19 protein-coding genes are annotated in these 24,244 nt (G+C 68.6%); 10 read left to right on the forward strand and 9 right to left on the reverse strand.

What is annotated here, in order from left to right:
- Window positions 1-75: 75 nt before the first annotated feature.
- Window positions 76-1,857, forward strand: a complete 1,782-nt coding sequence (locus DAT37_RS08630) for a glycerol-3-phosphate dehydrogenase/oxidase (RefSeq protein ID WP_109524179.1) — start codon at window positions 76-78, stop codon at window positions 1,855-1,857.
- Window positions 1,858-1,886: 29 nt separating this feature from the next.
- Here DAT37_RS08630 and DAT37_RS08635 read toward each other — a convergent pair whose 3' ends face one another.
- Together DAT37_RS08635 and DAT37_RS08640 are read right to left on the reverse strand one after the other, a co-directional pair.
- Window positions 1,887-2,441, reverse strand: a complete 555-nt coding sequence (locus DAT37_RS08635; protein ID WP_109524484.1) for an Lrp/AsnC family transcriptional regulator — start codon at window positions 2,439-2,441, stop codon at window positions 1,887-1,889.
- Between the two features lie 194 nt (window positions 2,442-2,635).
- Window positions 2,636-3,361 (reverse strand): uracil-DNA glycosylase, encoded by a 726-nt coding sequence (locus tag DAT37_RS08640; protein WP_109524180.1) that lies wholly within the window; start codon window positions 3,359-3,361, stop codon window positions 2,636-2,638.
- 323 nt (window positions 3,362-3,684) lie between these two features.
- Between DAT37_RS08640 and DAT37_RS08645 the strand changes: the two genes are divergently transcribed.
- From DAT37_RS08645 to DAT37_RS08655, 3 genes are all read left to right on the forward strand, one after another.
- Window positions 3,685-6,138: an ATP-dependent Clp protease ATP-binding subunit gene (locus tag DAT37_RS08645; protein ID WP_109524181.1), complete on the forward strand. Its 2,454-nt coding sequence runs from the start codon at window positions 3,685-3,687 to the stop codon at window positions 6,136-6,138.
- A gap of 158 nt (window positions 6,139-6,296) precedes the next feature.
- A complete protein-coding gene (locus DAT37_RS08650; RefSeq protein WP_109524182.1) occupies window positions 6,297-6,959 on the forward strand; it encodes a LutC/YkgG family protein in 663 nt (220 codons plus the stop codon).
- Window positions 6,960-7,135: 176 nt separating this feature from the next.
- Complete coding sequence (locus tag DAT37_RS08655; protein WP_109524485.1) at window positions 7,136-8,095, forward strand: acyl-ACP desaturase; 960 nt, start codon at window positions 7,136-7,138, stop codon at window positions 8,093-8,095.
- Window positions 8,096-8,101: 6 nt separating this feature from the next.
- On the opposite strand, the gene DAT37_RS08660 is transcribed toward DAT37_RS08655, so the two are convergent.
- Window positions 8,102-8,710, reverse strand: a complete 609-nt coding sequence (locus DAT37_RS08660) for a QsdR family transcriptional regulator (RefSeq protein WP_109524183.1) — start codon at window positions 8,708-8,710, stop codon at window positions 8,102-8,104.
- Between the two features lie 148 nt (window positions 8,711-8,858).
- Here DAT37_RS08660 and fabG point away from each other — a divergent pair, with 148 nt between their 5' ends.
- The 4 genes from fabG (at window position 8,859) to DAT37_RS46355 (ending at window position 13,334) form a co-directional block, all read left to right on the forward strand.
- The gene (fabG, locus tag DAT37_RS08665) at window positions 8,859-9,614 is read left to right on the forward strand and encodes a 3-oxoacyl-ACP reductase FabG (protein ID WP_109524184.1); all 756 of its coding nucleotides are present in this window, start codon (window positions 8,859-8,861) and stop codon (window positions 9,612-9,614) included.
- Window positions 9,615-9,632: 18 nt separating this feature from the next.
- Complete coding sequence (locus DAT37_RS08670; protein WP_109524185.1) at window positions 9,633-10,085, forward strand: MaoC family dehydratase; 453 nt, start codon at window positions 9,633-9,635, stop codon at window positions 10,083-10,085.
- A gap of 183 nt (window positions 10,086-10,268) precedes the next feature.
- On the forward strand, window positions 10,269-10,721 hold the full coding sequence (locus tag DAT37_RS08675) for a hypothetical protein (protein ID WP_109524186.1): 453 nt from the start codon (window positions 10,269-10,271) through the stop codon (window positions 10,719-10,721).
- A gap of 123 nt (window positions 10,722-10,844) precedes the next feature.
- Window positions 10,845-13,334 (forward strand): serine/threonine-protein kinase, encoded by a 2,490-nt coding sequence (locus DAT37_RS46355; RefSeq protein ID WP_109524187.1) that lies wholly within the window; start codon window positions 10,845-10,847, stop codon window positions 13,332-13,334.
- Between the two features lie 47 nt (window positions 13,335-13,381).
- Here DAT37_RS46355 and DAT37_RS08685 read toward each other — a convergent pair whose 3' ends face one another.
- The 6 genes from DAT37_RS08685 to DAT37_RS08710 all read right to left on the reverse strand — a co-directional run bounded on the left by DAT37_RS08685 (window position 13,382) and on the right by DAT37_RS08710 (window position 21,869).
- On the reverse strand, window positions 13,382-14,527 hold the full coding sequence (locus DAT37_RS08685; RefSeq protein ID WP_109524188.1) for a BTAD domain-containing putative transcriptional regulator: 1,146 nt from the start codon (window positions 14,525-14,527) through the stop codon (window positions 13,382-13,384).
- A 212-nt stretch (window positions 14,528-14,739) separates the two neighbouring features.
- On the reverse strand, window positions 14,740-17,532 hold the full coding sequence (locus DAT37_RS08690) for a DUF5682 family protein (RefSeq protein WP_109524189.1): 2,793 nt from the start codon (window positions 17,530-17,532) through the stop codon (window positions 14,740-14,742).
- Window positions 17,529-18,644: an ATP-binding protein gene (locus DAT37_RS08695; protein WP_109524190.1), complete on the reverse strand. Its 1,116-nt coding sequence runs from the start codon at window positions 18,642-18,644 to the stop codon at window positions 17,529-17,531. Before DAT37_RS08695 ends, DAT37_RS08690 begins: the two co-directional genes overlap by 4 nt.
- A 14-nt stretch (window positions 18,645-18,658) precedes the next feature.
- Window positions 18,659-19,999, reverse strand: a complete 1,341-nt coding sequence (locus tag DAT37_RS08700) for a vWA domain-containing protein (RefSeq protein WP_109524191.1) — start codon at window positions 19,997-19,999, stop codon at window positions 18,659-18,661.
- Window positions 19,996-21,372 (reverse strand): hypothetical protein, encoded by a 1,377-nt coding sequence (locus tag DAT37_RS08705; RefSeq protein ID WP_109524486.1) that lies wholly within the window; start codon window positions 21,370-21,372, stop codon window positions 19,996-19,998. The genes DAT37_RS08700 and DAT37_RS08705 overlap by 4 nt, the downstream gene beginning before the upstream one ends.
- Window positions 21,372-21,869, reverse strand: a complete 498-nt coding sequence (locus tag DAT37_RS08710) for a hypothetical protein (protein ID WP_109524192.1) — start codon at window positions 21,867-21,869, stop codon at window positions 21,372-21,374. The genes DAT37_RS08705 and DAT37_RS08710 overlap by 1 nt, the downstream gene beginning before the upstream one ends.
- 70 nt (window positions 21,870-21,939) lie before the next feature.
- Here DAT37_RS08710 and DAT37_RS08715 point away from each other — a divergent pair, with 70 nt between their 5' ends.
- The gene (locus DAT37_RS08715) at window positions 21,940-22,572 is read left to right on the forward strand and encodes a hypothetical protein (RefSeq protein WP_198654153.1); all 633 of its coding nucleotides are present in this window, start codon (window positions 21,940-21,942) and stop codon (window positions 22,570-22,572) included.
- 73 nt (window positions 22,573-22,645) lie between these two features.
- The gene (locus DAT37_RS08720) at window positions 22,646-24,202 is read left to right on the forward strand and encodes a phytoene desaturase family protein (protein ID WP_109524194.1); all 1,557 of its coding nucleotides are present in this window, start codon (window positions 22,646-22,648) and stop codon (window positions 24,200-24,202) included.
- Window positions 24,203-24,244 lie beyond the last annotated feature (42 nt).

The following is a 24,244-nucleotide window of genomic DNA, read 5'->3' on the forward strand; positions in this document are numbered from 1 at the left end:
TCGGCGGGGGACGCTCACACTCCGCCGTCGAGCGGAACGCCCACCGAAACGACCAGAAAGACGAATGCGCGCACCATGATTCGAGCCGGAAAGAATTTCGCCGCGGCCGACCGGTCGCCGTTCACCCCCGTCGCCCTCAGCCCGGAACAGCGACAGCACGCCCTCGACACCATGGAGAGCGCCGAACTCGACGTCCTGGTGCTAGGGGCCGGTGTCGTCGGCGCGGGCACGGCGCTCGACGCCGTCACCCGCGGACTGACCGTCGGACTCGTCGAGGCCAGGGACTACGCCTCCGGCACCTCGAGTCGGTCGTCGAAACTGATCCACGGCGGACTGCGCTATCTGAAACAACTGGACTTCCGGCTGGTCTTCGAAGCCCTGCGGGAACGATCGCTGATTCTCGGCACCCTCGCTCCGCACCTGGCGAAACCGGTGGAATTCGTCTATCCGCTGGAACGGCGGGGCCTGGATCGCGCCTGGGTCGGCACCGGCGTCGGCGTCTACGACCTCCTCGGCGCGGGACGCGGCGTGCCCGGCCACCACCGCCACCTCGGCAAACGCGCGACCCTGGCCCGCTTCCCCGGCGCCAAACGCGGCGCGGTGCACGGCGGAGTGAGCTTCTACGAGGGCCGACTCGACGACGCCCGCCACACCATGATGTTGTCGCGCACCGCCGCCTCGCACGGGGCGCTCGTCGCCTCGAGCGCGAGGGTGGTCGATTTCCTCCGGGAGGACGGACGCGTCGTCGGCGCGCTCGTCCACGATCTCGAATCCGGGCGATACCTGCGAGTGCGCGCCACCCGCACCATCAACGCGGCGGGCCCGTGGACCGACGAACTCCAGGATGTGCTCGGCACACCCGGCGACTTCCGGGTCCGCACCTCCAAGGGGGTGCACATCGTCGTCCCGCGCGACCGCATCGATTCCGAGACCGGCCTGATCACCGAAACCGAGAAGAGCCTGCTGTTCGTCATCCCGTGCCCGTGGAGCGATCAGCACTGGGTCATCGGCACCACCGACACCGACTGGGAACACGGCCCGGCGCATCCGGCGGCCACCAGCGCCGATATCGATTACATTCTGGCGCAGGTGAATCGGCTGCTGGAGACCCCGATCAGCCGCGACGACATCGTCGGCGTCTACGCCGGACTGCGTCCACTGCTCGCGGGCACCGCCGCGCAGACCAGCGCGCTGTCACGCGAACACGCCGTCGTGTCACCGGCCCCGGGGCTGGTCGTCGTGGCGGGCGGCAAATACACCACCTACCGGGTGATGGCCGCCGACGCCGTCGACCTGGCCGTCGCGGATCTGCCCGGCCGCGTGGGACCTTCGCGCACCGACCGGGTGCCGCTGGTCGGCGCGCACGGCTATCACGAGCTGACACTGTCGATTCCCCGGCTGGCCGCCGAACTCGGCGTCGACATCGCCACCGCCGAACATCTGCTCGGGCGCTACGGCAGCGCCGTCACCGAGATCCGCGATATAGTCGCCGTACATCCGGAACTGGGTGCGCCACTGGGAAATTCGCGCTACCTGGCGGCAGAGATCGTCTACGCGGTCACCCACGAGGGCGCACTCCATCTCGATGACATCCTCACCCGCCGCACCCGTCTGTCGATCGAGACGGGAACGCGCGGCGCCGACTCGGCCGCCGACATCGCTCGCCTGGTCGCACCGCACCTGGGCTGGGACGACGCGCGGATCGCCCGCGAGGTCGACACCTACCTGGCGCGTGTGGACGCCGAACTGCGCGCCAACACCCGACCCGACGACGAATCCGCCGACGCGATCCGCGCCGCCGCCCCCGACTCCCGCGGCCCGTTCGAATCCCCGGCCGACGACCGGGTTCCGGTGTAGCGGTCCCGGCCCGGGGCGGCATGTTCCGGTCAGGACGCGTTCGGACGTATGTGTTCGAAGATGAGGATCGTCTCGGTCGACGCCACGGCGGTGCGTTCGTTCAGGCGGGTCAATACGAAATCGCGTAATTCGTCGGTGTTCGAGGTCGCGACCTGGATGAGGAAATCGTCGGCGCCCGCGACGAGGTACACGTCGAGTACTTCGGGGAGCGCGGCGAGTTCGCGGCCGAATTCGGCGAGGTGACCGCGTGAATTCCCGTGCAGCCGAACGGCGATCATGGCTTGCAGGCCGCGGCCCAACGCGGCCGGATCGATATCGGCGTGGATGCCGCGGATGACGCCGCGCTCGACCAGTGCGCGCACCCGGCCCAGGCAGGTCGACGGTGCGATGCCCGCGGCGGCGGCGAGCGCGTTGTTGGTCATCCGGCCGTCGCGTGCGAGATGGTCGAGCAGAACCCGGTCGATATCGTCGATGGGCACGGCGCCGCGTCGGGCCGGGGTAGCGGGGCGTTCGATCACCGAAGGACGACGGGGGCTCCGGTGGCCCTCGGACGCGGTCGCCGCGCCGGTTGTGAGCACCCGCATACCGTACCGAATACCGCGCGAGCGATCCTCCGGCATACGGGTGATCTCGTCGTCGGATCCGGGACCGCGCGCCGATGCGGCCGCGGGCCGCGGACGAAGTTGCGTCGTTGCGCCCGTTCGCCTTTGCCGTGTCGTGGCGGTGCGTGTTCGCGGCGCGGCGCATCGAACGGGAATACCGTGGCCCGGACTTCGGATCAGGCGCGGTCGCCCGTCGCTATCCCCGCGGCATCCGCGGCGGTGGTGAAGACCTCCTCCAACATCGCCGGGGTCAATCGTCCGGTGAAGGTGTTCTGCTGACTCACGTGGTAGGAGCCGAACAGGTGCAGCGGCGCGCGATCGGCGTCGGCCGGTGCGAGCAGGACCCGCGCACCGTGCCCGAACGCGGGCCGGGGACGCGGCACGATCCACCCCGCGTCCGCGAGTACCGGCATCAGCGCCCGCCACCCCCATCCGCCGAGGACGACGATCGAGCGGATCGTCGGCGCGAGCAACTCCAGTTCGGTGCGCAGCCAGTGGCGGCACCGGTCACGTTCGTCCGGGGTCGGCTTGTTGTCGGGCGGCGCGCAGTGCACCGGCGCGGTGACGCGGGCGCCGAGCAGGCGGAGACCGTCGTCGCGGTGCACGGCGGTCGGCTGGTTGGTCAGGCCGACCGCGTGCATGGCGGCGAAGAGCACGTCGCCGCTGCGGTCACCGGTGAACATGCGTCCGGTGCGGTTGCCGCCGTGCGCCGCGGGCGCGAGGCCGACCACGAGCAAGCGCGCGTCGTCGGGGCCGTAACCGGGGACGGGCCGTCCCCAGTAGGTCTCCTCGCGGAACGCGGCGCGTTTGTCGCGCGCGACCTGTTCGCGCCAGGCCACCAGGCGCGGGCACGCGCGGCAGTCGGCGACGGCGGCGTCGAGGGCGGCGATGGTCGGGCACATCGGCGGTTCAGCTCCCCACCGACGGTCGGATCGTCACCCCGGTACCCGGCATCATCTCTGCAGCGTAGGCGTCCGCGCGGGTCACGACTCGGCGCGGGCGTATCGAAGGTGTCACGGTCGGGAGCCACTGGGCTCGCGATAGAACCGACCGGTTGCGACCGAATGTCGGACGGCGGTAGTTTGCGGTGGTGGCCGCACCGCGGTGTCAGGGCCATGTCGCGAACCAGTGCAACCGAGTAGTCCGTGGGTGCCGAGATCTCGCAGCATTCGGCCCCTCCGTGATCCGGGCGCCGATCCGGTGCCGCCGACGCAGCGAGGTGGACATGACCGACCCGTGGCCCCGTTCGATGAATTCCTTCGACGATATCTTCCAACGCTTCTTCGGACCGGGATCGACGGCCGAGCCCCCGGTGCAGCGGATCGATCTCGGTCGTCTGATGACCGACAACGCCAAACTGCTGGTGAACACCGCGCGCGAGACGGCACTGGACTGGGGCAATCCGGAGGTCACCCCGGAACACCTGCTCTACGCGGCGACCGAAGCCGAGCCCGGACGCAGCATTCTCGCCGAACTCGGCCAGGACCCGGACAAGATCGCCGAACAGATGCGCACGATCTCCGACACCGGTCAGGCGGCCGAACCCGCGGACGGAACGCTCACGCTGAGCCCGGCCGCCAAACTCGCCCTGCGCGCCGCCCAGCGCAGCGCCGCCGAGGCGGGCAGCAGCTATATCGGCCCGGAGCACATACTGCTCGGCGTCGCGTCCTCGCCGGACAGCCCGGCGGCGCAGGTGCTGCTGTCGGGAGGCAAGAAGCAGGCCGCGGCGGGCCGCGTGCAGAGCCAGACCCCGACCCTGGACGAATACGGGCGCGACCTCACCGCCGACGCGCGCGCAGGAAAGGTCGACCCGGTGGTCGGCCGGGCCGAGGAGATCGAGCAGACGGTGGAGATCCTGTCGCGGCGGCGCAAGAACAATCCGGTGCTGATCGGTGATCCCGGCGTCGGGAAGACCGCGATCGTGGAAGGGCTCGCCCAGCGCATCGTCAACGGCGATGTGCCCGGCACCCTGGCCGATCGCCGCGTGGTCGCCCTCGATATCGGTTCGCTGGTGGCGGGCAGCAAATATCGGGGTGAATTCGAGGAACGGCTCACCAAGGTCCTCGACGAGGTGCGCGCGCATTCCGACGAACTCATCGTCTTCATCGACGAATTGCACACCATCGTCGGCGCGGGCAGCGGTTCCGAGGGGTCGATGGACGCGGGGAATCTGCTCAAACCGGCCCTGGCCCGCGGCGAACTGCACGTGGTCGGCGCGACGACCATCGACGAGTACCGCAAGCACATCGAGAAGGACGCCGCGCTGGAACGCCGCTTCCAGCCCGTGCTGGTGAAAGAGCCCTCGGTGCTGGACACCGTGGAGATCCTGCGCGGACTCGTCGACGTCTACGAGGAACACCACCAGGTGCGTTTCACCGACGAGGCGCTGGTCGCCGCCGCCGAACTGTCGGATCGCTACATCGCCGACCGCTTCATGCCGGACAAGGCCATCGATCTGATGGATCAGGCCGGTGCGCGGGTCCGGTTGCGGATCAGGACCCCCGATCCGGACCTGCGCTCGGCGGAGGAGGAACTGGCACGGTTGCATAGGGAGAAGGACGCCGCGGTGGCGGCCGAGGACTACGAGAAGGCCAACGCGCTGAAAACCGAGATCGCCGACGCGGAAAGGACACTCACCGACGTCGACGCGGGCGAGGTGCCGCAGGTGACGGTCACCGATATCGCCGAGGTGGTGTCACGTCACACCGGCATACCGGTCGCGGATCTCACCGTCGAGGAACGTCAGCGCCTGCTCGGACTCGAGGACGCGCTGCACAAACGCGTGGTCGGGCAGGACGAGGCGATCGTCGCGGTCGCCGAGGCGGTGCGGCGCGCGCGGGCCGGGATGAAGGACCCGAACCGCCCGATCGGCTCGTTCCTGTTCCTCGGACCCACCGGTGTCGGCAAGACCGAGCTGGCGAAGGCGCTGGCCGAGGCCGTCTTCGGTGACGAGGACCGGCTGATCCGATTCGACATGAGCGAATTCCAGGAGAAGCACACCGTGTCGCGCCTGGTCGGCGCGCCTCCCGGATATATCGGCTACGACGATGCCGCCCAGCTCACCGACGCGGTGCGTCGCAGGCCGTATTCGGTGATCCTGTTCGACGAGATCGAGAAGGCGCACCCGGATGTGTTCAATGTGCTGCTGCAACTGCTCGATGACGGGCGGGTCACCGATTCTCGGGGGCGCACAGTCGATTTCAAGAATACGATCGTCATCCTGACCAGCAATATCGGTTCCGACCTGATTCTTTCCGCGTCCGATCCCGGCGCGATCGAGGACCAGTTGACCCAGCGTCTGCGCACACAGTTCCGCCCCGAATTCCTGAACCGGATCGACGACACCATCATCTTCCATCGCCTCGATCAGGAGCAGATCCACCACATCGTCGATCTGGTGCTCGACGGCACCAGGCGACTGCTGCACGCCCAGGACATCGAACTCGACGTCACCGAACCCGCCGTGGACTGGCTGGCCGAGCACGGCTACCAGCCGGAATTCGGCGCGCGCCCACTTCGGCGTACCGTGCAGAAGGAGTTGGACAACAAATTGTCGAGGCTGTTGCTCGACGGCGCGCTGTCCTCCGGTGACACCGTCCACGTCGACGCCGACGACACCGGCCTGGAGCTCGCCGCCGTGCACGGTGGCGGCGGGCACACGGTCGAGAAGTCGGTCTAGACCGCCCGGTGTGTCGGTCGGATGGCGCGTATGGGTCGTGCGTCGGCATCGCGATGCCGGCGTGGAGCAATCGGCGGGCGCTACGGACATCGCTCGGGGAGTTGGGCATTGGGTAGAACAAACGGTGCCGTTCGCGACGAGGCGAACGGTGGGCGGAGATGAATCCGCGCGAGGATCTGCTGCGTCGTCTGCTGGAAGCGCTGCACGATCTTCCCGATGACGAACGGCTCGTGCCGATGTCACGGGCCCATCAGCGGCACCCGTCGGACACCACCTCCGGGGACCGCACCGCCCTGGCCGACCTGTTCTCCGACCGCGTCAAACACTACGGCGGACAGGTGTATCACCTGATCGAGCCCGATATCCCGAACATGGTGTGCGATATTCTCGCGACGCACGGGGTGGAATCGGTGGTGGCGCCGCAGGGGCTGCCCGAATACTGGCTGTCACGGTGGTCGTCCGCGACCGGACACCGCGTCATCGACGACAGCCCGTTCCTTCCTCAGGAGGAGCTGTCCGGCGCCGACGCGGTCGTCACGACCTGCGCCGCGGCGGTGGCCGACGCGGGGATCATCGTCCTCGACGGCAGTGCGGGGCAGGGACGGCGCGCACCCACCCTCGCGCCCGAATGTCATGTGTGCGTGGTCCGGGTCGAGCAGATCGGCGCGACCCTGCCCGAGGTGATCGACCGTCTCGACCATCGCCGCCCGATCACCTGGTTCGGCGGGCCCGCCGCCACCGCCGATCCGCGGTCCGAGCAGGCGGACGTCCTCACCGCGCCGAGAAAACTCATCGTGCTGATCATCGACCCGGCGGTCTGAGCCGCTCGGGAAACCACACCGGCGCACGCCGTCCCGACGACGACGCGCGCACGTGACGTCCTTGGTCCCGCCCGCCGATGACCTTCGGCCCTGATCGCGACGATGCCCGGCCTGATGCCATGGTGGCCGGTCGTCGCGGCCGAATCCCCGAACGTCACAGAGAGGCGGGATATCCGTTGGCACGAGATCTGACCCAGCGTGAGATTCTCAGCGAGTTGGAGCCGGTCGCCGAGACCTGCGTGAACCGGCATCTGGCGTTGGCCAAGGACTGGCAACCGCACGACTACGTACCGTGGGACGCGGGGCGGAACTTCGCGCTGCTCGGCGGAACGGATTGGGAGCCGGAACAATCCGCGCTCGGTGAGGTCGCGAAGGCCGCCATGGTGACCAATCTGCTCACCGAGGACAATCTGCCCTCCTACCACCGGGAGATCTCGCGGAATTTCTCCATGGACGGGGCGTGGGGCACCTGGGTCGGGCGCTGGACCGCCGAGGAGATGCGCCACAGCGTCGTCATCCGCGACTACCTGGTGGTGACCCGTGGCGTCGACCCGGTGGCGCTGGAACGGGCCAGGATGGCGCATATGACCGACGGATTCGCCTCGGGCGTCACCGATATCGAGGTCGACAGCGGTGCCGGGTTCCTGCATTCGGTCGCCTACGTCTCGTTCCAGGAACTGGCGACGCGGGTCGCGCACCGCAATACCGGCCGGGTCTGCCAGGACCCCGTCGCCGACCGCATGTTGCAGCGCATCGCTGCCGACGAGAACCTGCACATGATCTTCTACCGCACCGTGTGCGGCGCGGCACTGGACCTCGCGCCGGATCAGGCCGTCGAGGCGATCGACCGGGTCGTCCAGAATTTCCGGATGCCGGGGGCGGGCATGCCCGATTTCCGTCGGCACGGTGTGCTGATGGCCAAACACGGCGTGTACGACCTGCGCCAGCATGTGGAAGAAGTGCTGTGGCCGGTGCTCAGGCAGTGGAATATCTTCGAGCGCGACGATTTCGGAGCGCGCGGCGAACGGGTCCGCGAAGGGCTCGCCGCCTATCTGGACCATCTCGAGCGAGTCGCCGTGCCCCGTTTCGAGGAGCAGCGCGATCGAGCCCTGGCACGGGAGCGGGCCCGCGCCTGACTCCGCTCATTCCAGCGGCGTGACGCCGAGTAGCACCGCGACGACCTGGCGCAGGCGATCGACATCGCCGCGGATGCCTGCCGCGCGATCGTTGTAGAGGAACGCCTCGCCGAGCCGGACCAGCGCGTAGGCGAGCAGGGACGGCTCCAGCGGCGGCTGATAGCCGTCCTCGGTCATCGCCCTGCCGATCAAATCCTCGATCGCGGCGACGATCTTCGGCTGCACCGGACCGTCGCTCGCGGTGAGGATGCGCAGCCCGGACATGGGTTCGTGTTCGAAGTACCGTCGGAACGGTTCGTTATCCGATTCCCACCGGACCAGGCGGCCGTACACCTCGAGCACTCGCGCCGCGCCTCGGGTGCGCCGTTTGGCGTCGGCTCGGTCGAGCATGCGCTGGTGTTCGTCGACCAGCATGGCGCCGAGTAGTCCGTCGCGGGAACCGAACCAGCGATAGATGGAGGCGCGACTGAGTCCGAGTTCGGCCGCGATGGCTTGGACGTCCACCCGTTCGCCCGCGAGGAACGACCGGCGGGTCAGGTCGAGGACCTGCTCCCGCGTGGCGGAGGCCGGCCGTCCGGGAGAACGTGTGGACGGATGCCGCTGGGAGGTGCTCACCGCGAGAATAGTACAGCTGAATTGCTGTGTATCGAACCTACGTGCGGGTAGTTTTCCGGTCCGACACCTACCGGCCAGTTAGAGACGCCCAAATGAAGATGTATTTTATGAAGTGTCGTCTCGACCCCCTTCGACCCCAGGAGTCTCCATGAGTGACACCCGAACCGCCATCGTCACCGGCGCCGCGCGCGGCATCGGCGCGGCCACCGCCCGCAAACTCGCCGAGGACGGATTCGCCGTCGCCATCCTCGATCTGGCGGAGGAGGCGGGTAAACCCGTCGTCGCCGAAATCGAAGCGGCGGGCGGCCGGGCGCTCGCGGTCGGTGTCGACGTCTCCGACGAAGCGTCGGTCGACGCGGCGGTCCAGCGCGTCGCCGACGAACTCGGCGCACCGACCGTGCTGGTGAACAACGCGGGCATCACCAGGGACAACCTGCTGTTCAAGATGAGCGTCGCCGACTGGGACGCGGTGATGGGCGTGCACCTGCGCGGTTCCTTCCTGATGACGCGGGCGACGCAGAAATACATGACCGAGGCCAAATGGGGCCGCGTGGTCAACCTGTCGAGCACCTCGGCGCTCGGCAATCGCGGTCAGGTCAACTACTCCGCGGCCAAGGCGGGCCTGCAGGGCTTCACCAAGACGCTGGCGATCGAACTGGGCAAATTCGGCGTGACGGCCAACGCCATCGCGCCCGGTTTCATCGAGACCGATATGACCCACGCGACCGCCGAACGTCTCGGTGTGACCTTCGAACAGTTCCGTGACGGTCTGGTGCAGCAGATCCCGGTGGCCCGCATCGGCCAGCCGTCCGATATCGCCAACGCCGTCTCCTACCTCGTCAGCGAGGGCGCCGGATTCGTTTCCGGACAGGTCCTCTATGTCGCCGGTGGACCGACCGACTGATACAGGGGAACCGGACACATGCGTACGTTCAACGGAATCGCCGAACTCGAGTCGGCGATCGATACCCATCTCGGCTACAGCGAATGGCACACCGTCACCCAGAAGCAGATCGATCTGTTCGCCGAGGCGACCGGTGACCACCAGTGGATCCACGTGGATCCGGAGCGGGCCGCGAGCGGTCCGTTCGGCGCCACCATCGCGCACGGCTACCTGACGTTGTCGCTGCTTCCGATGCTGGTCTCCCAGGTCTACCGGGTCGACGGGCTGAAGATGGCGGTCAACTACGGCTCCAACAAAGTGCGGTTCGTCTCCGTGGTGCCGGTCGGTAGCCGGGTGCGCGCGGGCGTGGAACTGGTCGGCCTGACCGCCACGCCCGCGGGCACCCAGTTGGCGGCCAGGGTCACCGTCGAGATCGAGGGCGGAGCCAAGCCCGCCTGCGTGGCCGAGACACTGTCGGTGCTGGTGGGCTGAGTTCCCGGCGCGGACTCACCGCGCGACTCGTGGTCCGCACCCGCCCCGAGCCGATACGATCGGGGCGGGGATGTCCTATCCCCGGACAGGGCTTGCTGGACGATTCGCGTGCGATCGGCTGCCGGTAGCGCGCGGACCACGGCGTGCGCCGCGCGGAGACGGGCGGTGCGGAACGAGGACCGCATGAGGGACCATCGCACGAGGGGCCACCGCACCGCCCGGGTCGCGATCGCCTACCGATCGCCGGTCCTTCGCGCCGCGGTCACCGGTATCGCCGCCCTCGCCTGCGTCCTCGGCGCGGGGATCCAGCCGCCGCACGCCGCCGCCACCGTGACCAGGATCGGGGTACTTCCCGATATCAACTACGGACCGCTCACCAACTACGGCACCGGCTGCTCCTACACGATCGAGGCCGTCCTCACCGACGCCGTCACCCCGGTCTCGCTCTACGACAACGGAATTCCGCTCGCCACCATCGCGCCGACCGGCGGCGTCGCGCTCGCGACCTGGATTCCCACCTCGCGCGGCCCACACACCCTCACCGCCGTACAGGCGCCGCAGAGCGGTCCGGTTCCCGGCGTGAGCGTCTACGTCGGGGTCGGTATGCCCATCGGCACCTCCTGCCTGGTCGTGTGATTCGCGTGCGACGCCGCCACCGATGAGAGCCGATCACCGCACGTCGGTACGTCTGCGGAACCTGTCCGAGCCCTCTACAGTTGATCGGCACGCACGGGGGGTTCCTGTCACACGGAGGGGTAGATGACGGCCGAGCAGCCGCCGCTCACGGTGGGATCACGGTTCGGCCCGTACCGATTGGATCGCCTGATCGGCCGCGGTGGCATGGGCGAGGTCTACGAGGCGTACGACACCGAACGCGACCGGGTCGTCGCGATCAAGGTGCTGCCCGAGCAACTCGCCGACGACCCGGTCTACCGCGAGCGGTTCCGCCGCGAATCGCACAGCGCCGCCAGACTCAAGGAACCGCACGTCATCCCGATCCACGACTACGGCGAGATCGACGGTCACCTGTTCATCGATATGCGCCTGGTCGAAGGTGACAATCTGCGCGCCGTGCTGCGCGCCGAAGCGCCGCTGGCACCCGCGCGCGCGGTCGGCCTGATCGGGCAGATCGCGGCCGCACTCGACGCCGCGCACGCCGACGGACTCGTGCACCGCGACGTCAAACCCGACAACATCCTCACCACCGCACGCGGTTTCGCCTACCTGGTCGATTTCGGCATCGCGCATTCCAGCGCCGACACCGGACTGACCTCCGACGGCGCCGCGGTCGGCTCGTTCCACTACATGGCCCCGGAACGGTTCACCTCGCGCGTGGTCACCCGAGGCGCCGACGTCTACGCGCTCGCCTGCGTGCTCTACGAATGCCTCACCGGGGCACGCCCGTTCCCGGTCGGCACCGACGCCGCCGTCATGCGCGCCCACCTCGGCGAACCCCCGCCACGACCCAGCATGATCCGCCGCGACGTACCCCTCGGTTTCGACGCCGTCATCGGCCGTGGGATGGCGAAGAATCCCTCTGATCGTCACGCCACGGCGGGTGAACTGGCGGACGCGGCCGAGGCCGCGCTGCGGACCGCGACCGCCGCGCAGGTGGACGAGGAACCGACCAGGGGCGGCGCGGTGAGCGGACCGGTGGCGACCGAACGCGCGCAGCCTCCGGGGCGGTACTCGTCGGGGTCGATGCCCCGATCGGCCGAGAGATCGGAGTCCGACAGGGGCGCGGTGTCGCGTCGGGAGTCGGATCGACGTGATGCCGAGTCGGCCGATGAGTCGCCGAGTTCCAACCCGAACGAGGCGATTCCGGGAGCCGTCGGCCACAGTGGTCCAGGCGTGTCGGGACTCGGTGACGATGGTGCAGTGACGTCGGAGTCCGGTCGCGGTGCCGACATCGGGTTCGGTTCCGGCGACACTGCGTCGCCTGCCTCGGGATCGTCACGGGCGGCATCGTCGGAATCGGGCTCTGCCTCGGTCTCGCCACCGTCCTCTGCGCCGGTCCACACCCCGGCGCCGGATTCGGGCTCGGAATCGAAACGGGGTGCGGGATCAAGCGACGATTCCGGACCGCCCACGGGTACGCGCGCGCACGGCCGAGACCCAGACGTAGAGGCAGGCGGGGCCGCCTACGACATCGCGGGCAACGATGGTCGCGTCGGCGGGGCGCGATCGGACGGGGTCCGTCGGAGACGGCCTGTCGTCGCGGTGACCGCCGCGGTAATCCTCATCGCCGCAACGCTTCTCGGTACCTGGATGGTGGTCGGTCGCGAGGACGACGGCACTGCCGTCGCCGACGGCACGGCACTGCGTGGACCGGATCTCGATCTGCTCGCGACCCTGCCCGGGGCCGGGTACCGCCGCGCCACCTGCGCGCATCTCGACCCCGACACCACGACCACCGCCGTGATCTTCTGCGACGCGAATCCGGCGGTGTCGGCGCCGACCGCCCGCTTCCTGCGATTCCGCGATCTCGACGCGCTGCGCGAGTACTACCGCGAGGTCGTGCTCGACGGATTCGCCGCGACCGCCTGCCCGGCAGATCCGCCGGGGCGTGACGCCCCGTCATCGGTCGACGGCAGGGAAGTCGGCCGCCGAACCTGCCTCACCAATATCGTCGACGATCCGACGGTGCCCAAACCCGGTCTGGCACTGACCAACGAGTCCGCACTGTCTCTCGCGTACTACTTCTGGCCCGATCGGGCCGGGACGCCGTCGCGCGACTACGCCGCACGCGCGGGCCTGCTGCAATTCCGAACCGGGGACGCGGCAACGGATCCGGATGTGTTCACCGACGCCGATCTGGCGTTGCTGGGCCGCCTCGGACCGCCCTACACGTCGGCAACCTGCCGCCATCTCGCCCCTCCGGTCGGTCTGATGAACGCCACCGTCGCGTGCGGTGCGCCGCTCGGATCCCCGTCGGCGCAGTTCCTGGGCTTCCCGGATCGCGCGTCCACGACACGGATGTATCAGGGCGTCCTGAACCAGTTGGCCGGCCATGCCTGCGGCGGCGGACCCGGCCCCGACAGCGTATGGCGCACCGACTCCGCCCCGGTCGGCCGAATCTTCTGTTACGTCGACGGCCCCCCGGAATCCGGTGCGCGGACCTGCCTGGTCGGAGCCCACGACGAACACGCGATGATGGTGGAGGTGTGCGCGCTGTCCGAGGACAATCCCGAGGACGGGCCGAAGACCGAGCCGGACCTGCTCGCCTGGTTCCAGCGCGGATTCGGATAGCGGGTCGTCACGAACCCGGTCGCGATACCGAACCCCATGCCCGGAACCTAGACGCCCGGCGGCCTCATCGGCGCGCGCGGCACCAGCGCGAACACCAGTTCGCTGTCACCGATCCGGAGGACGGCCCCGTCGACGAGCGCCATACTGTCGATCACGCGGACGCCGTCGACGAAGACGCCGTTGGAGGACAGCAGGTCCTTGACGACGTAGGCGAGACCCGTGTCGACGACCACCGCGTGATGGCGGCTGACCCGGCCGTCGTCCAAAGCGATGTCGTTGTCCCGCAGCCGCCCGATCCTGGTGAAACGTTCACGGACCGGGTAGTCGTTGCCCGCGTCGTCGCGGAGCACCGCGAGGTGGTCACCGGGTTTCTGGTCGACGATCGTGGTCATTCTGGTCGCCGACGCGGTACCCGCCGCGTGTGCGGTCAGCGGTTCCTGGCGCAGGATGCGTTCCTCGAGTTCCCGAAGGGGCGGGCTGGGATCGATGCCGAGTTCGTCGGCCAGCGTCGTACGCAACCGCCGGGCCGCGTCCAGCGCGTCGGACTGCCTGCCGTCGATATAGAGCGCGGTGATCAGCTGCTGCCACAACGGTTCTCGCAGTGGATGCGCCCCCACCAGGTGTGAGAGTTCCGAGACCACCGCGCTCGCACGGCCCTGCGCGATATCGGCTTCGGCGCGGGCCTCGATCACGCTCATCCGGTCGTCCTCCAACGCGGCGGCGTAGGCGTCGGCGAAGGCGAGTCCGCGCAGATCCGCCAGCACCGTCCCGCGCCACTGGCCCAGCGCACTGGACAGCGATTCGCTCGCTGCCCGGAAACGGCCCGCCGCCAGCGCCCGGACACCGGCTTCCTTACGTGCCCGGAACCGGTGGACGTCGCATCCGTCGTCGGCCACCGCAAGGCGATAACCTCCTCCGACCTGCGAGAGGACCGAGCGAGCGTCGATACCGGCGTCCCGAAACGGTTTCCGCAGATTCGACACGATGGTGTGCAGGCCGACCCGCACATCCGGCGGCGGATTCTCCTCCCACACCGCGTGCGCGAGCGCGTCCACCGACACCGGACGGTTCGCGTTGATCACCAGATAGGCCAGTGCCGCTCGCTGTTTCGGCCCCCCGGTTGCCCGGACCTCCCCATCGATGGTGAGTTCCACCGGCCCGAGCACGCCGAATTGCGCCCGTACGTCAGCCATGCCGAACTCCTCCCGACGCGGTCCGTCCGGCAACCCGGCACGACAGCGTCACCGTCTCCGCGCTGCTCCGACCTGCGGCGAACCAATCGTATACGCGCGGCCGGAGCACCTTCCACCGAACGGGCTCACGCGCGAGGGGGTTCGAGCGCGGCAGACGCCACCCGAGTATCCGGAAGGCAACGTCCGAAGGGTCCCACGCGCGAAGGGACGGATCAGCGCGCGACAGAGGCCGCCGACAATCCGGAAGGCGACGCCTCCGGGAGCATCGCCGCCAACGCTGCCGCCGCCAGCGGGTGCCGTTCCAATAGTGCCGTGACCGATCGGTTCGGGCCGGGTGCGAGTTCCTGCCATCCGTCCTCGTGCCCGAGCAGCCCGGCCAGGGCGTCGCAGGCGCTGGGATGCGCGCGCAGCAGATCGCTCGCCGGTCCGCCCGGGGCGACCACGGCGGCCGGGGCGACGGACGCGGTCTTCGCCCACGGCGGTGTCCAGGATTCGACGGCGGCGCGTTCGCCGGGGAAGGTGCGACCCGCTTCCCGGGTCAGGGCGGGAATCAGTTCGGCGGCCTGACCGCGCAGCGTGGTGATCAGTGTGGGCAGCCAGGGCAGCAGCACCGAATCCGGTAGGCGACCGAAGGCCTTGGACAGCAATTCGACGATGAAGGGTTTCAGCGTCGGCACCGGGTCCATGGCCTGGACGAATCCGCTCAGATACTGCGGGAAGGCCGGGACGACGAGCGGATTCGCGAGCATGTCGTCGCAACGGGCGCGCAGTTCGGCCTGGGTGAGCAGACCCAATTGCAGGCGTGTGGCCCACAGCAGCGCGACCTTGGCGGGCGCCTCGGGATGGGACTGGCGGACGGCCAGTTCCAACTGGGTGTGATCGCAGCCGAGCGACAGCGCCAGATTCTCCATGCCGAACAGGAATCCGAGCATGGCGGCGACGGGCCTGACACCGGTCTCCTCGTCGGTGAACGCGGTGGGGAGCAGGGTGCAGTAGTGCGCGTAGCCCGCCGTGACGAAGGTGCCGCACCATTGCGGCAGACCCGCACCGGTCGAGCGGAAATAGTTGAGCAGCAGCCGGATTCGGCGCAGCACCTCGGGCGCCTCGTCCACCGATCGTTCCGCGGCGAGCAATTCGACCGCGCGAGCGCCGAGTTCGTCGGCCAGCCGCGCCGAGCCGAGGTAGACCAACGCGTCCTCCACCGCGGCCAGCGCCCCGGCGGCCGTCGCGTCGGGATCGTTGACGGCCCGGCGCAGGCGCTGCTCCAGCACCTGTTCGATGGTGACGCCCTCGTACCCGAGTTGCACCAGATCGCGCTGGTACTTGCCCAACGCGAGATCCCAGCTTTCCTGGATGGAGCGTTCGCCGAGTTCCCGCGTGCCCATGATGGGCCGGGCGGCGCCCACCGGCAGCAGCCTGCGCAGCATCCACAGCAGATCCGAACACGGCCGCAGGTGCGGATCGGATTCCAGGTCGAGCAGGGTGCGGCGCACCCCGCGATCGGTCGGCACGACACCGACCGGCGTCAGCCGATCGAAGACGTTCTGCGCGAGCGGCGGCAGTGCCGCGTAGCCGACCTGCCCGATCCGGTCGCCGCCGAGCAGGATCTCGCACAGCCTGCTCACGTCACGACGACCCGGGACGTGATCCTTCTCGATACAGGTGATCGCCGCGTCCTGGAAGTCGTACGGTGTCGGGCGCGCTCGGTTGCGCATGCCAGCCAACAGGATCGAGGTCTCGAAGATCGCGATGGCGTCGGCGGTGCTGGCGAGGTAGCCGTTGCGCCGCGCGAGCCGCACGATGTCGACCGACCACTCCAGCAGCTCGGACTCGTCCAGATCGTCCAACCGCGGTGGGCGGGACAGGAAACCGGAGAGCTGATCGGCGACAGCGGGCGACTCGGACCGCGCGATCGCCTTCGTCTTGCGGGCCGCCGCGGCTTTCGCGGTCTGCTGCCCTTTCAACACGAACGGCCGCAACTTGCCGCGCCGGACTCCCTTCGCCCAGGTGGCGGCGGCGATCGACACCGAACCGGCAGCCAGCCCGAACTGTTCCTCGATCGCGGAATGACTCGACGGGATCAGCCCGTACTGCCAGACGGTCGCCGAGCGCGGGGTGATCTCGTAGGGCGCGTCGGCGGCGAGTCCGAATTGTTCGACGTGACTGGCCGCGTGGAATGCTCCGCATACGTAGAGACACTGCGCGGGATCGGATCCGGTGGCCGCGAGATGTTCACGCATCCGCGTCCACATGTAGCGTTCGCGGTCCTCGTCGCGATCGGTTCCGGTGCGGCGCAGGCGACGGAACAGGCTGCCGATCAGTACCATGACCTGCCGGTAGGTGTCGTAATCGGCGCCGGCGAGCGGCTGTTCGACGTACTGATCCCACCATTCCGACCAGTGCCGCACCTTGCCGTGGTGCAGCAGATGTTCCTCGAGTTCGGCGAAATGCGGTCGCAGATCACCGATCTCGATCCCCACCGCGTCACCGTGCAGGGCTTCCTCGGTCTCGCCGCCGTCGGCCGAATCCCGCTCCTGGCCGGGCGACCACTGGAAGACGTGGTCGGTCGACCGGTCGACGAGCACCAGTTCGACGCCCGGGGTGTTCAGCGCGTAGGCGATGGCCTGGTATTCGGCCGAGGCCTCGGTGATCGGCGCGACCACCGAGAGCGGGGCCCAGGTGGCCGGGAATCCGTCGGGCTCCCCGGCCCATGCCTGCAACGCGACCGGCAGGGTGCAGTTGCGCAATTCCTCCAGGATCGGGCGCAGATCCTCACACAACTCCAGGTAGATGACCCTGGGCTGTTTCTCGTGCAGTCGACGCACCATGGCCAGCGCCGAGGCGGGCGAGTGATGGCAGACCGGGAAGATCTCCAACTCCTCGCGTAACGCCCGGTCCACATCGTCGACGATGCCGGCGAGGATATCGGCGACGACCCCGGGGTCGGCCGCGAATCGCGTCGCGGCCTCGGTGAGCTGCTCGCGCAGCGGGGAGAACGTGCTCACGAGAGCCTCGCGATGGCGTCACGGCCGCCTTCGAGGAATTGCGACCAGTCGCCGCCGATTTCCTTGCTGCGCGGCTCGACCACGCCGTGCCAGAACTTGTTCAGGATGGCGAGATCCTCGGGTGTGCGCCTGGCCAGCGACCCGACCAGCGAACCGGCCAGGGTGTGCGCGCCGAGGGTGGTGTCGCCGAAGAACTGACTGTGCAGGATCGCGTCCTCGAGCACGCCGATCTGCTCGGCTGTCGACAGCGCCGATTCCAGTTTCTCGTCGTCGCTTCCGGCCGCGGCGGCGGCCGCGCGCAGATCGGCGAAACTCTCCAGCAGGATATCGAGCAGCGTCGGCGGCAACTCCAATTCGATCTGATGACGGCGCAGCAGTTCCGCCGTCCGGAACCGCACGATCTCGGCTTCGCTGCGCTTGTTCGTGACCACGGGGATGCGGACGAAATTGAAGCGGCGCTTCAACGCCGAGGACAGGTCGTTGACACCCCGGTCACGACTGTTCGCGGTGGCGATGATGGAGAATCCCGGCTGCGCGAAGACGATATTGTCGTCGTCCAGTTCGGGGATGGAGACGTATTTCTCCGACAGGATCGAGATCAGCGCGTCCTGTACATCGCTGGTCGAACGCGTCAATTCCTCGAAGCGGCCGATGACGCCCTGTTCCATCGCGGTCATGATGGGGGAGGGGATCATCGACTCCCTGGACTGGCCCTTGGCGATGACCATCGAGATGTTCCACGAGTACTTGATGTGGTCTTCGGTGGTGCCCGCGGTGCCCTGCACGACCAGGGTCGAATTGCGGCTGATCGCGGCGGAGAGCAATTCGGCCAGCCAGCTCTTGCCGGTGCCGGGGTCGCCGATCAGCAGCAGGCCGCGGTCCGAGGCCAGGGTGACGATGCTGCGTTCCACGAAACTGCGATCGCCGAACCATTTCTGGTCGATCGTGCGATCGAGTCCGTCGGCGCGCTCGGAGCCGAGGATGAACAGCCGCACCATCTTCGGGCTCAGTCGCCACGCGAACGGTTTCGGTCCGTCATCGATGGATTCCAGCCAGTCCAATTCCTCGGCGTACTTGACTTCGGCGGGGGCGCGCAGGGCGGTGTCGGTCATGGTGGGGAGATCTCCTAATCGAGAAAGTTCTTGAGTTCGTTGACGAGTTTCTGGATGCGGCCCGAGATCACGGGGGTGCCCATGGCCTTGAATCGCTCGCGGAACCAGGGATTGACGCTCTGGTGTCCCGAGCTGTTGACCGATCCGACGGGAATGAATTTCACGCCGCTGCGGTACACCGCCTGCATGCTCTCGAACAGCGGTTGCGACCGGTCGAACTCGTAGAAGTCCGAGATCCACACCATCACGGTGTTGGCCGGATCGCTGATCTTCGGCTGTGCCATCGCCATCGCGACCGGCCCGTCGTTACCGCCGCCGAGTTTGGTGCGCAGCAGCACTTCGAACGGATCGTGCACCCACGGCGTCAGATCCAGGGCGCGGGTGTCGTAGGCGATCAGGTGCACGTCGACCTTCGGCAGGCCGGCGAAGATCGAGGCCAGGATGGTGCAGTTGACCATCGAGTCGACCATCGACCCGGATTGGTCGACCACCACGATCATCTTCGCGGGCACGGTCCGTTTCGCGGTCTGGCGGTAGAACAGCCGGTCCACGTACAGCCGTTCGTCCTGCGGGTTCCAGTTGGTCAGGTTCTTCCAGATCGTGCGATCCACGTCGAGATTGCGCAGGATCCGCTTCGGCGGCACCGAGCGGTCGATCGTGCCCGCCGAACTCTGCTGCACCTGCGTGCGCAGCACCTCGGCCACCTGATCGACGAATTTGCGGATCAGCGCCTTGGCGTTGGCGAGCGCGACACCGGACAGATTGGCCTTGTCCCGCAGCAACTGCTCGATCAACGACATGCTCGGGGTGAGTTGCGCGGCCAGCCGTGGATCGGCCAGCACTTCGCGCAACCGCATCCTGGCCACCAGATCACCTTCGAGACCGGCGAGGACCGCGCGCATCTCGGAATCCGCACCGGCGCCGAGGGTGCCGCGCAGCCAGCCCGCGTCACGCTGCCAGCCCGAGAGTTGGGTCGCGCTGACATTGCCCGAACCCGTGGCGAACACGTTGAGCAGCAGTTTCGAGATCAGCGCGGCATTGCGCACCTCGTCGGTCGCCACCGATTCCGGCTCGTCGGACGCTGCCGAATCCTCGGCGGCGGAACCGTGCTCACGCGGCGCGATCTCGGTGCGCAGCGTTTCCAGATCTCCGGTGAGTTCGGGAAACCGCTGTATCACGGTGTCGATCGCGATGCCGGGGTCGAGCAGGGCCGCGGGAAGTCCGAGATCGTCGACGATCGCGACGCTGGCCGACTCGAGCGTCGGCTGCGGCTCGTTGTCGAATATCCGGGCCAGCAGACGCCAGTAGAGGATCTGGCGCTTCGTTTCGTGTGTGGATTGACCGACATCGTTCATTTCCGCAGCAACCGTCCCGCTCGTTCCCGCAGTACCGCGACCGAATCACCGGATCTGGCCAGCGCCTTCACCACTTTCGGATCGGTCGGGCCCAGTGCCCAGTCCCCGTTGTGCGTATCGACGGAGGTGCCCTTGACGGTGCGACGCACCGCGAGCGGCCGCAGGATCCAGCGTCCCGCGTCCCAGCGCACCAGACCGACACATGCCGTGGAACTCTTCACGATCGCCAGGGTGAGCGGTCCGCAGCCGGGCAGCAGTTCGAGGTCCAGCGCTAGGCGGTGGCCGTCCAGTTCCACCGCCCCGTCCTTGACCCGATAGCCCTCCAGTAGAACGGGTTCGGACAGATGTACCGGATCGCGTTCGAGTGGCGCCACCGCGGGACCGATCGCCTCCGCCAGCGCGACGCGCGCGGTGGTGAACGGATCGGCGGGGGCGTCGAGTGCGGCCCTGTCGTCGTGCCACAGCAGATCGCCGCCCGCGGTGATCGGCAGATCGGTGACCACGAGGCCGCGGTGTTCGGCCAGCGCGCGCAGCAGTTGCGGGTGATCGCCGAGCAGTTCCCAGATCGCCGGGCCGACGATCGTGTCGACCTTGGCCGCGCTGACGCTCACCCGGACGCGCCGGGTGGGCCCGTCACCGGTTTCGAGCAGGCAGTGGATCTGCGCCTGCACGGCGGTACCGTGTTCGTGGATATCGGCGCCGAGGATCAGCAGACGCCCGGAGACGGTGCGCGCGGGCAGCGCCTCGGTGCGACGCCAGGTCGACAACAGCGCCCGTGTCCACAGATCGGCCCAGCGCCGGGTGGGCAGCGTGTCCAGGGTGGCGACCGGGCACGCGGCGCGCAGCTCCGCGGTGAATCCGTCCAGCAGGACGGCGAGACGCCGCAGCGCGGGGTGGGCCCACAGCGCTTCGACGGTCCGATCGGCGGCGGTGACCAGGTCGTGGTCGACACCGCGCCACCCCGTGATCGCCACCTCCTGCAACCAGGACCGGCACCCGAGGACGAGATCGTCGGGCGGGGTGAGCTGATCGGCGGTATCCCACGGGGACCGGGTTCGCCCCAGCGCCGAGTCGAACTGCTCGGCCAGCGCGTCGTGCACCGCGCCGAGCAACGCGGCGCGTCCCGCCGCCACCGCGGACAGGTCCTCGGGCCCGATGGAACCCGCACCGAGTTTGCCCACCGCGTCGGCGACCGCGGGGCCGAGCGGCGAACCGCTCACCGCCGCCGCCAACGCCGCCAGCGCGCCCGCGTCCTGGTCGCCGAGGCGTCCGAAACCGTTGACGAGCGCGGTATCGATACCGGTCACGACGTCGACGACATCGGCTACGCCGGTGGGGGCCTCGGTCAGCGCGGCAATCTGTACACCGAGCATCAGCGCGTCACCCCCGTGGTGGCCGGGAACCACTGCAACTCCGGAATCGGCGCGGTGCTGCCGGGGAATTCCAGGTAGGCCAGGTGGCGTAGGAACCGGCTGAAGACGACCGCCGCGGGCGCGGGTTCGTGCACCGGGTTCAGCGCACCGATCAGATGGCCGTCCTCGGGGACCTCCACCCGCAGATACCGGGCGACCTGGTCGATGCCGTACTGCACTATCGCCTCGCTGACCAGCGCGGAGATATGTTTGCACGGATACGCCCCGCGCAGCCCGCCGCACGGCCGATTGTTGTTGGTACTGCACCCGAGTCCGTGGTCGCGTGCCGAGATCGACGAGACGTAGACCCGTGCGATATCGGATCCGCTGGACACCACACCCTGCAACCGTCCGTCGGCGAGCTCGACGAAGGGGACCTTCGCGAGTTTGCGCGGAGCGACCGCGGGCAGCATCCGCACCACCGACGCGCGCTCCCGTTCGCGCTCATCCGAGTCCATGCGCTTGCCTCCCGTTCCTCATCATGGTGATCAACCTACGGGAGGGCACCGACAAGTTCGCATCGCCATCGTGAGCACGGGTAGTGTTGTCCGACAGCGGCTTTCGCTCGGCCAGCGATTGTCGGTGCCTGCTGCTACGCTCAGCACGGTGTTCTTGCAGTACTACTTTGCACTCGGCGAATCCGACACCGCCGCGGTGCGACGGGTGCGCGAGACGGTCCGCTATTTCCTCGGGTGCCGAGAGGTGTCCACGGCCGAATCCGAGCACGGTTTCCTGATCGTTCCCGGGCATCCGGTCGACCACGGCGCGCTGGCGGATCTGATGGCCGAGGCGGTGCGCAATGTCGGCCGGGCCACCGAGGTGCCGGACCGGCATCTGATCACGCCCATGCTCGGCTTCGATTTCGCCTGCGCCTGGGACAAGGCGACCGCGCCGGTCTGCCCGCGCTGCCGTACCCCGCTCGACGGCTGGGACGAAGAGGACTGGATGTACGGCGCCGAACCCTTCGAAACCTGCGGGTCCTGCGAGTACACCGCGCTCGCGGGCGACTGGGATCTCACCAACGCGTCCTTCGCCAAGACCAATTGCGGTGTGGCCCTTCTCGACTGGCCGAATCTGTGGGAGTACGCGCGCGAGGTCCACGAACACGCGCTCGGTCTGATCGGCCGTCGCGCGCGGTACCTCTGCGGGGCGGTGGGGTAGGCCACGCCGCCGTGGCGTCCGGACCGTGGCGCGTCGACTCACCTCGGCGCGCGCCGCGTGATATCGAGGACCGATGACAACGACACGTTCCGCCTACGACGTGGTGGTGGTCGGCGGCGGCCACAACGGACTGGTCGCCGCGGCCTATCTCGCGCGCGCGGGCCGTTCGGTCCTGGTGCTGGAACGCCGGGATCACACCGGTGGCGCCGCGGTGTCGGCACGCCCGTTCGCGGGAGTCGACGCGCGGGTGTCGCGGTACTCCTACCTGGTGAGTCTGCTGCCGCGCCGGATCGTCGACGATCTCGGACTGCGATTCCGGACCCGCCGCCGCCGGATCTCCTCCTACACCCCCGTCGGCACGGGCGGCCTGCTGGTCGACACGGGCTCGGCGGCGCGGACGAGGGAGAGTTTCGCGCGGCTGACCGGCACCACGCGCGACTACGACTCGTGGCACGAGTTCTACGGCGCGATGGGACGACTCGCGCAACGCGTCTTCCCGACCTTGACCGAACCGCTGCCGTCCCGCGAGCGTCTGCGGAACCTGGTCGACGACCCGCATACGTGGGACGCCGTCTTCGAACGACCTCTCGGCGAGACCATCGAGGACCGTTTCGCCGACGACACCGTGCGGGGCGTGGTCCTTACCGATGCCCTGATCGGTACGTTCACCCACGCCCACGACCCGTCGCTGCGCCAGAACCGCTGTTTCCTGTACCACGTCATCGGTGGCGGATCCGGCGACTGGGATGTTCCCGTCGGCGGCATGGGCGCGCTCACCGACGCGCTGGCCGAGGCGGCGCGCGCGGCGGGTGCGGAGATCGTCACCGGACACGAGGTGACCGGGATCGACACCGACGGCGTCACTTCCGAGGTCCGCCACGGCGGCGGCGCGGTCGGCGCGGGGTACGTGCTGGTCAACGCCTCGCCCTACGACCTGTCACGGTTGCTCGGTGAGCCCCTGCCGACCAAACCCGAGGGCTCGCAACTGAAGATCAACATGGTGTTGAACCGGCTGCCTCGGCTGCGAGACGGCGCGGTCGATCCCACCGACGCCTTCGCGGGCACCTTCCACGTCGCCGAATCCTACGAACAGCTCGAGCGCGCCTACCGCGAGGCCGCGAGCGGCGCCCTGCCGTCCGCGCCGCCCTCGGAGATCTATTGCCACACACTGACCGATCCCTCGATCCTGACCGGCGAGGCCGCCGCGCGCGGCATGCACACCCTGACCCTGTTCGGCCTGCACACCCCCGCCGGTCTCTTCGCCGCCGACCGGGAAGCCGCGAAGTCCGCGCTGGTCGACGCGACCCTGGCGCGGTTGGATGCCGTACTGGCGGAACCGATCACCGATTGCCTCGCCGCCGATGCCGACGGCAATCCCTGCCTGGAAGCGAAATCCCCGCTCGACCTCGAGGACGATATCGGCCTGCCCGGTGGCCACATCTTCCATCGGGACCTGGCTTTTCCCTTTCGTGCCGAAGACGCCGACGGCGCCGCGGCCCGCTGGGGTGTGGCGTCGGGGCACGAGAAAATCCTGCTGTGCGGTGCGGGCGCGGTGCGCGGCGGTGGAGTCAGCGGAATTCCCGGACACAACGCGGCAATGGCCGTTCTGGAATCCGAATTCGGCCGCTGAGGACTCCGTCGACCGAGTCGCGACCGAATGTCGGTGCCCGGT

Origin of the sequence: Nocardia aurea, from assembly GCF_003123685.1 — a bacterium.
Classification (GTDB): Bacteria; Actinomycetota; Actinomycetes; order Mycobacteriales; family Mycobacteriaceae; genus Nocardia; species Nocardia aurea.